This is a genomic window from Planktothrix serta PCC 8927, from assembly GCF_900010725.2.
GTDB lineage: Bacteria > Cyanobacteriota > Cyanobacteriia > Cyanobacteriales > Microcoleaceae > Planktothrix > Planktothrix serta.
In genome coordinates, this window is sequence record NZ_LR734869.1 from 1 (window position 1) to 11,571 (window position 11,571).

At 39.2% G+C, this 11,571-nt stretch carries 3 protein-coding genes; all 3 read right to left on the minus strand.

The genetic code is table 11. From position 1 onward, the window contains the following. Positions 1 to 633: 633 nt before the first annotated feature. The 3 genes from PL8927_RS10905 to PL8927_RS10915 all read right to left on the minus strand — a co-directional run bounded on the left by PL8927_RS10905 (position 634) and on the right by PL8927_RS10915 (position 11,567). Positions 634 to 2,241: a penicillin-insensitive murein endopeptidase gene (locus tag PL8927_RS10905; RefSeq protein ID WP_083621122.1), complete on the minus strand. Its 1,608-nt coding sequence runs from the start codon at positions 2,239 to 2,241 to the stop codon at positions 634 to 636. Positions 2,242 to 2,414: 173 nt separating this feature from the next. Then, entirely contained in the window at positions 2,415 to 8,045 is a 5,631-nt protein-coding gene (locus PL8927_RS10910) for an nSTAND1 domain-containing NTPase (RefSeq protein ID WP_197047388.1), read from the minus strand. A gap of 78 nt (positions 8,046 to 8,123) precedes the next feature. After that, positions 8,124 to 11,567: a caspase family protein gene (locus tag PL8927_RS10915; protein ID WP_083621127.1), complete on the minus strand. Its 3,444-nt coding sequence runs from the start codon at positions 11,565 to 11,567 to the stop codon at positions 8,124 to 8,126. Positions 11,568 to 11,571 lie beyond the last annotated feature (4 nt).

Sequence of the window (11,571 nt, forward strand, 5' to 3'; positions counted from 1 at the left end):
GAACAGGGAACAGTAAGAAGTGAAAGGGTTTCAAGATTTAGAAATGTCCTAACTGTAATGCGTAGCGCTATAACTCAGCTGTGATGTTTAGCACAATCAGTCCCGGTGTTTCTTGCTCAACAATCCGCCGTACCTCTGCTCCATCCAGCATATTGATATAAATTTCAATAAATTATCAATGAGTGAAGCTCGTTTCCTGCTCAATTAAAATTATGATGGATTTTATTGATAAAACTTTTATAATTACGGGCGCATCTGCGGGGATTGGAAAAGCTTTAGCCCTCAAACTAGCAGAAAAGTGAAGTATTTTCCTAAATACATGAGAGAATAAATCGGCTAAATTCAAAGAAATTTGTTCATTTCCGCGTTGCTCTAAGGCTTCAATAGCAGCGCTGACTAATTAAGTAATTAGATAACAGCCCATGTTTAATTTGATAAATAGTTTTTCCTGTAGCATAAGCCAAAGTCCTCACGGGGTTGTCACCCCGTGAGAGCAAACTCTCTAATCAGCTTTAATCCCAAATTTCGCACGACAAAATGTAATACATTGTCAGCCCAGCAATCAGGGGTAGGTAATCGCTTTGCGTAGGGCTATACTTTATATTTAGGTGAGTTGAGCGATCGCCCAAAATCTTAACCTAATTGATTTTGCCAGCTTATGGCATAACTTTGAACCTGTTCTGCCTTATCATTGCCATTGATAATTTTACGGGCTTTCAAGAAATCAACATGATTGCTGGAAATACAGTCATCGAGTTTTATCCCCGTAAATACACCCCATTTCATTCCATGAATTAGGATAAAAAGTGCGATATCAGGACGCATAACCAGATCAGGATCATTTACTAAATCTAGCCCTAACACATCTGAATATTTCCGATAATTGTAATCCCAAGTGAGTTGTACATAACCCCGTCCATAGTAGGGATAATAAGGTAAAGTTTTGCGGTCATTTTCCCCTTCAATTTCACCCAAATAATAGGATTCTTTTACGGGTTGGAAACTATCATTGGTTTCATGTTGAACAGTTGCAATAATATAAGCAATTTGAGCTTGAGACGTAATCCCTTGGCGGTTCGCTTCTTTAAGAATTGCCTCAGCAGTCGCTTGTTTATCACCCCCCTGCCACTTGGGTAATAATCCAGCACCGGGTTTGGCATCCAGTAACGCTTTAGCGGTGGTTTGCCCTAACACATTTCCGCCATCGAGTTGACGACTAGCTTTAAAATTTATTAAGGCTGCTATGGTTTTTGACCCGTAAATTCCATCAACAATTTCTAATAGATGATTTGCCCGTAAAATCGTTTGAATTTCTGCACATAAGAGTTGATCTTCAACCAACACCCCAGAGGTAATATTATCAAAAGGAATCGATTGGTTTTGGTCAATGACATCTTGGAGTGTCAGACCCGATGGTTCGCCGGAAACCCCACGAGATTGTCCAGAGATTAACTGTTTGAGTTTAGTTTGGGTAACAAATCCGGCAATTCCATCCACCTGTAAACTCTGTTGGGCTTGAAATTTACGAACAGCGGCATCGGTTTCTTTTCCAAAGATACCATCTGCTGTTATTGCAATTCCAACGTTCGCTAAACTTTCTTGAAGTTGACGAACTCGTTCTCCCTGCATTGGCGGAATAACTAATCGCAAATCTCCGTCTTGGTCACTACTATAGGGCGCTGAATCAATTCCAGGGGTAACGAAACTCACATGAAGGTGATCATCATGTCCCGCCCAAGGTTCGACTCCTGTAAGATCTGGATCATTGAAGAGAATTGTCCGAATACCTAAAATCGGATTATTGTGGAATAAATCAACTAATTCTTGGGTGCGTTGGCGAGAGTATTTTTCATGATACCAAGTCAGCCCAATTTCTTCATCAGTATTAGCAACCAAAGAAATATCAACATCAAGTCCGTGTTGATGAGAGCTATGACCAGGTGTTGGCCCTTGTGCTGTACTGATATCTCCGATACCAATCCGAGGTCTGGGATATCGTTTTGCCCACTGATTACAGACATATTTGAGAGCCTGAATCACTTCTGGACGACCATAGCAATGCTCGGCTGAACCGTAACAGTCATACCCAACTCCACTGGCAGACATTGGTTCAAAAAGACCTCGTGATCCCCAACTGAATTGTTCGATTTCTTCTGCGGTGAAACCAATAGGTGCAGTGCAGGCGGTATGGTTATGGTGCAAACTTTCTGAGCGTAAATTGCGATTAATTTCTAATACCATTTTTCTCTCCTGTTTGGGGTATATTTTGTGGGTTCGAGATCGCTTTTTAGGAAGGCGATCTTCGCCAATGCCAAGGGCTAAAGAATGGAATGGTTAACATAAAATTCCTGATGGTTTGATTGGGATAAAAGAGGAATAGTTTTTGCGATCGCTTTTTAAATTTCTAACTGCGTCTACTTAGATGGCTTTGCTTGAGTTTCTGATTTTGATTTGGAGTTATTTTCAACAGGTTTAAACTCATAGTCATAGCCGGAACTAGATTTTTGCTCAGGCTTAACAATCTTGACAAGCTGAATAATATTTTCTTTGCGATCGCCCGATAAAAACTGAACTGATTCAATTGAACCTTGAGCCTTAAATTCCTCTGAACCGATAAATTGAGCAATTTCTTGGCGGGTATTTTTTTCCTTAATTGCAGCCATCAAAGCTTTAGCCGCATCATAGGACATGGCAGTTCGCCAGTTAACATCTCGATCTCCCCAAAGAGCTTTAGATTTTCTTGAAAAGTTGGACTCAGGGTGTGCTTTAATATGCCAAGGAATGGCAACAACCATATTAACTGCTTGTTGTCCAACTTTTTCTAAGATGTTAGGGTTATACATACCATCTCCTGCCAAAAGGGGAAGCCGTTGATTGTTTGCTTCTATAACTTTGATAGCCTCGTTTAGTTTTTCCGTATTCGGCATTAATACCAATACTTCAGCACCTTTCTGAATAAAATCTTCAACAACTTGATCAGCATTAAAATTGGGATCTGACAAGTTAATGGGTTTCAAAACTTGTCCTCCTTGTGAAGCAAGAGCCGATTCAAACTCAGATTTCATAGAGCGACTATAGTCGTTTTCATGGTTATAGAAGACTACGGCTTTTTTCTTTTCTAGCTGCTCGGCTATATAGTTAGCTAATTCTATGGCAGCTATTTTGTCACTAGGAACGGTACGAAAAACATATTCACCAAGCACTTTTGATAAGTTGACTGAGGTGCTAATTGGAGAAATGGCAACCAGTTTCTGAGATTGATAAATCTCACCTGCTGCCAGGGTAACATCACTGGCATAGTGTCCGACAACCCCAAGAACATCAGGATTATTAGCAAATTCTTTAGCAATTTCTTGGGCGACTTTCGGATCGTTGTGATCGTCAGCAATTAATACTCGTATCGGTAGAATACCCTGTTGTGTCTTGGCCCAATTATTAAAATCGTCTTGAGCTTGAGCAACTCCGCGCAAGATTTCTAAAGAACCGTTGATATTGCTGCTAATAGGAACTGATACCGCAATTGTATAGGATTTTTGATTGCCTATTTGAGCATTGTTTAGGTAAATTTGGGCTTCTGGGTCATTAGGGTTTTTCTTTGGGTTTAGGTAAGCTTTTAAGGAAGTGACAGCTTGTTTAAAATCACCAGCAGCGATCGCATCTATTCCAGCTTGTTTGTCAGGATGGTTAGGAGTTTGTACTGGTACTAAAATTTTGTCGCCCGCGCTAATTTTATCACTGATAGATACTTCTATTTCAGACTGCTGATTGCTGTCAAGAAATGTTTGTGTAGCGGTTGCGTTAATACTTGGATCTAAAGGTACTCGGTCACAGAGTTGGCGATCGCTTTCTGGAACGTTGGGGTTATTCTGTAGATAGTCACGGATGCGATCGCAACCTTTAGCAAACAGTTCATCAAGTCCTCCAACTTGCACAATCTCTTTCTTATCTTTATTTTCGCCGAAAATAGTTATTATGCTGCCATCAGGACTGATTGATAAGCTTGAAATTTTATCTAATTTAGATTTATATTCAGCCAACTTTGTATCTTGGAAATCCCACAAACCTACTAAATTAACATCTGATTCTTCAATTGGTGATGTAGCAATGGCGATCAAGTTAGCATCAGAGCCAAGAGCGAGTGCTTGCCATTCTTTTAGATATATTTTTCCAACGGATACAGAATCAAGCAGTTTATTTAATGAGCAATTCCATACATCAACAGTGTCAGGGTTTGGATCAGATTCATCTATATAAAAACCAAAGATTTTGCTGTCTTTACTTTGAGAAACTTTATCTAGTTTGCACTTATTATTTTCAACTTCAACTGCTAACGCTTGGTCGCCATCAGAACTTAAATTTTGACTATCTTTAATTAAGGTTAACGGTCGCTCCTCCATATTCCATAAGCGGATAGTACCGTCAGAACCTGCGGTCAATAATAACCTCCCATCCTGACTAAAAGTTATTTTCCTGAGCAAACCTTGATGACCGTTTAAATCTACTTTATTGCTGCCAGACCAGTCTCGTAATTTGATAGTACCGCTAGAACCTGATGTAACCAGTTGTTGACCATCTTGACTAAAATTAACAGTCAAATCTTGACCCAAACTTTCCCACTCATTTCGTTGTTGATTTTGTCCGAGAGTCCAGAGCAAGCTACCAGCTCCGAAGCGTGTTGCAGAGCCATAGATAATAACAACTCGTTGACTATCCGGGCTAATTAGGGCTGTGTCAACAGCATTAGGAACCGCTAATGTACCTAATTTTTTGTAGGCTGTACGATCATACGACCACAAATCCACAGTAGGGGTAGTAGTATCATCTTTTTTTTCAGGATCAGTAGTAGTAGCTAACAGTAAGTTGCCATTAGAGTCAAATTGAATACCTACAACTTTATTAAGATTACTTGGTAATATTGGTAAGGGGAAAACCTGATTACTGTCCAAATTCCATAAGTAAGGAATTTGTGCATCAACTATAGCTAATTCTTGTTTCTTTGGATGAAAACTAAACTTCGTAAAATTCCCTTGAATACTGCCTGGTGGTAATTCCTTAGTTTTATTGTTGATCCAGTCCCACAAATGTACAGTGATCTTGCCTTCACTTTCTTGACTTGTAATTACCAATCTCTGACCATCTAGGCTAAACTTGATACCCTCTGGGCTAGAGTCTGCACTTTTTACAAAAATCTGATGATTTTCATCACAGAATTCATCGTTTATACTCCAAATGCACAAAATTGTACCTGTATCTTTATCTTTTGTTATTGCTACCAACGTTTTTCCGTCTGTGCTAACAGATATATCGTGTATTTTCCAATCTAAAGGTATTGACCATCGATTGTCTTCTTTTACTGTATAAAATGCTTTTCTCAAAGTTCTTGTAACTTCATTCTTTGAAACTTCATCTGGAGAAAAAAACAAGAGCCAGTGTTTAGTCAATTTAGCTGCCTTTAAACTATTGACCAACGCATCTAATGTCAAAGAGTTAGAGCGTAAATCGCTTTCCGAAGATTGTGTCAAAGTTCTCATTTGACCGATGACTGTTTTTCTTTGTTCAATCAAAGCCCATAAAGTTAAGCCACTTAACCCAACTATAACTGTGCCTGTTAGTAACCGAGCTACATTAGTCATAAAGTTTTTGTGTCCAATACTGCATTGGACAAACTCAGTTTCTAACTCGTTAAACCAGTTTTCCTTAGATTTAAGTTCTTTTTTCAACAAATCAAGACGCGGATTGTTATGCCAAAGATAGCCTTTTGATTCCGATTGTTCAGTTTTCCATTCAACAGCCGCAGGTGTTAATTGCCGTTGTAAAATTAAGTTTTCTTCTTCCTCTTGTTTCCACTTCAACAGTCTTTCCCATCCCCGTACTAAAGCATCATGGGCAGGCTCAACATAGGGTTCATTCTGCGTATTTTTTCCTTCTACAAGCAAACGTGCTTTTACAAATGTCTTAACAACTTCCCACACCCGTGTATTTTCTGGCTCTGGATATTTGAGTTCAGACTTTAGCACCCGTCGGCGAGCTAATTCACCACCCCCAATTGCAACCATTCGCAACATTACACGGCGGATTGTTTGCTCGTAAGCTTTATCTTGGTTAACTAAATACTCATATTCCTGCTCGGCTTTTTGAGTGAGAGATCGCGCAACTCCTCCTAATTGTTGATAATACTCCTCAGTAATCGCTCGATCATCTTTGTCTCCATTGTTAACATCTTCAACAAAGATGCGGTAAAGTTCATTCAAGGTAAACGAAAGTAAGGGTAAAGTTCCTGGCATTCCTGCAACCTCATCGACCAATTTATCTACCAACGTGTTCGGCACAAAAAAGATCGATTTTTTTGATGCAGGTTCCGTAATCGCCTCTCGCAATTCAGCCGTTGTCATTTCTTTAATATGAAATCGGGCTTCCTCTGTCCAATATTTATTAAGAGTACCGTCTTGAAATTGAGATTCAAAATCAGAACGGAGAGTCAAGATAATTTGAAGCCGATCTCCATACTTAGACATCACTTCTGGTAGCCATTTTAGAACCAGTTCTTGCTGCGTTTTCTGCTTTTGCTTTTCTTCTTTTTTCTTGTTCTCTTTTGGCTTTTTCTTTTCTTCTTTTTGATCTTGGCGGGGTTGCAGAGTGATTAATTCTTCAAACTGATCGATAGTCATTACAAGTGTCCGATCAGGATTATTATTAAACCAGTTTTTTAGATTTTGAGAAAGTAACTCAACTTCTTGCTCAAGCTGTTGGTTTTGTTTGGCTCGATTAGGCTGATTACCAATGCCTAACCAATTAAAAAATTTACTAAACCATTTCAGATCATCTGTCTGGGTTGGATCGGGATTTGGGTTAGAACTTGTAAAACTCAGTTCTTGTGAAAGACTATTTTTTAATGCCGTTAGTGGAGATTCACCAAGTCGGATCGGCTTCAAAATCTCCCATTTTTGCAGGCTATAATTCGCCTCTAACTTCTGTTTTCTGAGTAAGGGAATTAACCCTGCTTTTACTAAGCTGGATTTTCCTGTTCCTGAAGCTCCCAGCACCACTGTCAATGAGCGGTTATTGGAGTTAATTACTGTTTTATACAGTTGTTCAATTTGTTCTTTTCTACCAAAATATAAGTCTTCGTGTTCTTCTTCATAAGACTCTAATCCTCGATAAGGACTCTTTTCTAAATCCAATGGAGGAGCGTCTTCTAAATTAGGTTCACTCTGCAACAAGAAAAGATATTCTCCATTGTCATGTAGTTTAAGCGGACATATACCAGGAGTCTGTGCCTTATATTCTTCTGTTTCTACTGCAACTGCTTTTCGCAAAAAGTTAAACAGATCATTGGCTGTAATAATTCCATCATTATCTAAGTCAGCACTCTTATTTAAAGCATCAAAAAGATGTTTTGCGAATGGAGAATGCACTTTTGAATTCACTGAAACTTGACCTCTAGGAGAAGAGTCTACGGCTGTTTGCTTATCAGAAGTTGAGGTAATAACTTGCCAAGCCCGATATTTAATATAGTGGTCGTAGACTTGTTTATAAAGTTTAACTTTCGGAACAACGTCTCGATTAATACTTGACCAATAAAATGCACCTGAAAAACAGCAGTCAAGAATGACCAACAGATGGCGACAGGGAAGTTTTAGTAGCGCATCATGGAACTCCTGCATTGGTAAGTAGGTATTAGGATTGTCAGTAGCATCTTGAGGAATTAAGTAACCCACTGGCCCCTCTTGGTTGTCTTTGGCATCAAACGCAATTCCATGTCCTGCAAAATAAATAAGGATGCGATCTGTATCATTAATATCGGGATCTTTTCCAAAAGGTATTTGTTGTTTATTAAAGCATTCAATTAAGTTTTTTAGCTTATCCAATGTTGCATCTTGATTAAGCAATAAATGAACTTCATACTGATATTGCTCTTTCATGATACGAGCAAATTCTTCTGCATCGGGAACTGCTGTCTCTAGTGGACGAATTTCATTGCTGTAATCATTAATTCCGATAATAATAGCTAGATTACGGTGGAATTCATATTTAGACTTAGACATTGATGTACTCCTATTAGAATAAATGATCAGGTAAGGAAGGCAACAGCAATCCATCAATTTACTGTGCCTTGTGAATTTCTACTTGTGTCGAGTAAGAGCTTCACCCAACGCTTTCAAACCTTCTGGATGATCGAAATAAGTCAAATGATCACAAGCTATTTCTTGTATCACAGGAGCAATTTTTCTTCCCCCTGGAATACTCTTAATGCTCTGTACAGTCACCGCAATATCATTCATCTGACCCAAGAACGGAAATTCAACAATTCGATTGCATAATTTTTGCATTAACCGCTTTAATTGACTCGCTTCTTCCCCTTCTTTTGGCATCGTTTTAATTGAAGTATTACCCGCAATCACTGAATAGGGAATACCAGGATCATGAGAATTTGCAGCCAAAGATTTTAGAAACTCAGAACCCGGTTTCATTTGGTCTAGGGATACATCAATTGTTTCTAAGGAACTCACTAAACACCCCAATACTTTCGCTGGCCAAGCCACACCAGAAAGGCTATTGAGTCCAATCGCTAATGCAAACGTTGCCCATTCTTGAACTGTTGACCAAGGAGAACCTGCATTAGGTGTTCCTAACATTATTAAATGTTGAACGACTTTATTTCCGCCTTCTCGTTCAATGAACCAACGAGAAACTAAACCCCCCATAGAATGAGCAACAATATGCAACGCTTTGCCATGATTTGCTTTCAATCCAATTTCTTCGAGGCGTTTTTTCAACAGACGAGCATTGTCTTCAATTGAAGTATGCAGATTCTCGTAGTCAAACGTTAGAACTAAATCGTAATCCTCTTTGAGAAGGCGTTCTTTTCCATTCAATTTAACTTTCGCTCGTTGAACGCTCTTGACCATATTATCAGTATCACCTACGATGCCATGAATATAAAGCAAAATTCGCTGACTTTTGGCTACCTTAGCTTTAATTTGAGCTTTATCGATTATGTATGTTGTCGTTTCATCGGAGGCGATATCAGCGACTCGGAGAAGCGGATATTCACACTCTAAACCCAGCTTTTCACTGACAATTTTTTGAAAGAGGATCTTAATTGAGCCTTGTATGCTTCTGTCTCGATTGAAAGGTTTTGGTAATCGTTGTAGCTGAATTTTCGTTTTGCCATCTTTCGTTTTTTTAGCTTGACCTAATGGTAGGAAAAATTCACCATCATAACCAACAGGTAACAGATGTTCATTTTCTCCTAATGTGGTGTCAACTAATAACTGTAAAGGCGCATCAGGCGTAACTACCGTGTAGTCTTCAACTTCACTTAATTCCAATACACTTAAACCGGGATCACTACCTCGACTGGTTGTAAATTGAAAGGTTTGAGTAACTTCAGGATTTTTTCGCAAAATCGTAGGTAAAATGACATTTCCTAAATCCCGACTCACTTGCGGAATTGTGGTTAAACGTGCATTGGCTTTTAAACTAGGATGAGATTGTAATTTGACTCCTGTGGCTAGTTCTTTTTCTGTTGTTGATGAAATAGAAATTGCCTCTAAAGGTCGAACCGTTGTAATTGTAATTGCATCGGTAAACCAATCATCATATTTTCCTTGACTTTTGGGTTTGATATCCCGACTTTGTACACGATTCATCAAACGATTGAGGGAGTTTTGATGGGGAGAGGCGATATCTCGTTCAATAGGTCGAGGAAAATCTAGTTTTTCTTGAGTTAGTAACCGAGCATCAAATTCAGCCGTACAAACAATCAATTTGATAATGTCTTTAAACTCGGTTATTCCCTGTTCCCATAACTCATCAGGAACTTCGAGTTCTAATTCTTGTCCATCTAAAGCCCAAGCTTCTTCTCCCGGTTTGAGCAGTACACTCCCTGTATTAAAAAATGGAACGCAAATGGCAAAGGAATCTGTTAGATTAACTAAAGCACAGTAGAGTTTTTTCTGGCTTTTATTGGTGAGTTTTAATCGAAAACTAGGGGCTTTCCACTGATTATCTTCCTGTTGATATTCTAAACGCATCTGCCCTGATTGAGAGATGTTTGGATCATGAAAAATCAGTTTCATTTCTACATCTCCAACTTGAATTAAACCATTACCGGAACTGGGGAGTTCTGCGATCGCATTCCATCGGGCAATATGTTCTAATCGTTGAATCGCTTTTTCGGCATTTTCTGGTGTATAACGATCAATTTGAGCCACTAAAGGACGATCATCGGCGGGACGAGCAATCAAATATTGGTTATTTCGACACAGTAAGCGAAATTGAGCTTTGGTGAGTTCATTTTCTTCTCGGATATAGGGTGATGGTTGGTTATTGAGTCCGGCTGATTGTATTGCTTGACGCGCTAAGTTTACTCCCGTTTCTTCCCCTTCAAAATGAACCCCTAGAGGTGGCAAAGGTAAGCTAGTAATAACGGCTTTAAAGGTTTTAGTTTTGTCAGTATCGAGGTTGTCAATTCCATTAATATTAACTTGACTTAACTGGGGTAAAACCTGAGTGACTTTTGCTTCACCGACGGATTTTGAAGGTTCGCGTAAGTCCTCAATATTGGCATCAAAGGGAAAAAGTGCGAGTAAAGTGGTTTCACCGTTAGCGGGATTTTGAACACCGTGAACAGCGCCGCCATCAATTACCCAATTATATGTTTTATGATAGCTAACGGTGAAATAGGGAGTTCGTTCTGCGATCGCACCATCCAGAAAAAATTGGTTTTCATCGTCTGGATGACTGGTTTCCAGTTGGGGAGATTGATCTAAAACTCGACCACCAATTATTGCTTTGGCTCGGTTGAATAAATCCCGATAAGTTAACTTACCATTGGCTTGCTGCAAGGTATCCATTAAAAAGTAGGAAAAAGCCCCCCGTTGCTGACCGCCTCCGTTGAATTCTTTCGCTAATTGGCTATCTTGGCAACTCCCTAAAAGTATATGACGACCTTTAGGAAGCTTTAAGCCAATAGAATTCACTCCATCATTATTGGAATGAGAGAATTTTTCTAACTCGTCAAGTTGAAAAATAAAGCTGTTAACTGGGCGCTTACGTTGGTCTGTATTTGCTAGACGAACGCCTGTTTCTTGGAAGGGGTTTTTAGTTCCAGAACCGGAATGACAGCAATCCAAAATAATAGTAATGTGGGGATTTTTAGCTGACACTTCATGAATTAATTTGGCTAATTCTTTATCTGCTAAATCCCAACCTTCTTCTAAGCGACTGTCATAACAAACTAAGGTTTCATTAAGTCCGTCAGGTTCTAAATGCCCAAATTCTTCCGGTGCTTGTTCTTGAGAACCATGGCCACTGTAATAGAAAAGAACCGTATCATTGCTTTGAGCATTACAGAGATGTTTGCAGAATCCATCGATAATGGCTTGACGAGTGGCTTCTTCATCCAGAAGAGTTTTTAAATGGAGTTGATATTGGTCTTTTGCAACTCGTTCCTTGAGATATTGTGCGATCGCTGTAATGTCATTCACACAACCTTTTAAGGTGGGAACTGAGCCTTGATATTTATCGATTCCAACTAATAGCGCGTAGATGCTGCGAGTCATAAGT

Bases quoted from the DNA above. Each gene is read 5' to 3' on its own strand.
- PL8927_RS10905 (WP_083621122.1), bottom strand. From the start codon at position 2,241: ATGGTATTAGAAATTAATCGCAATTTACGCTCAGAAAGTTTGCACCAT.
- PL8927_RS10915 (WP_083621127.1), bottom strand. From the start codon at position 11,567: ATGACTCGCAGCATCTACGCGCTATTAGTTGGAATCGATAAATATCAA.
- PL8927_RS10910 (WP_197047388.1), bottom strand. From the start codon at position 8,045: ATGTCTAAGTCTAAATATGAATTCCACCGTAATCTAGCTATTATTATC.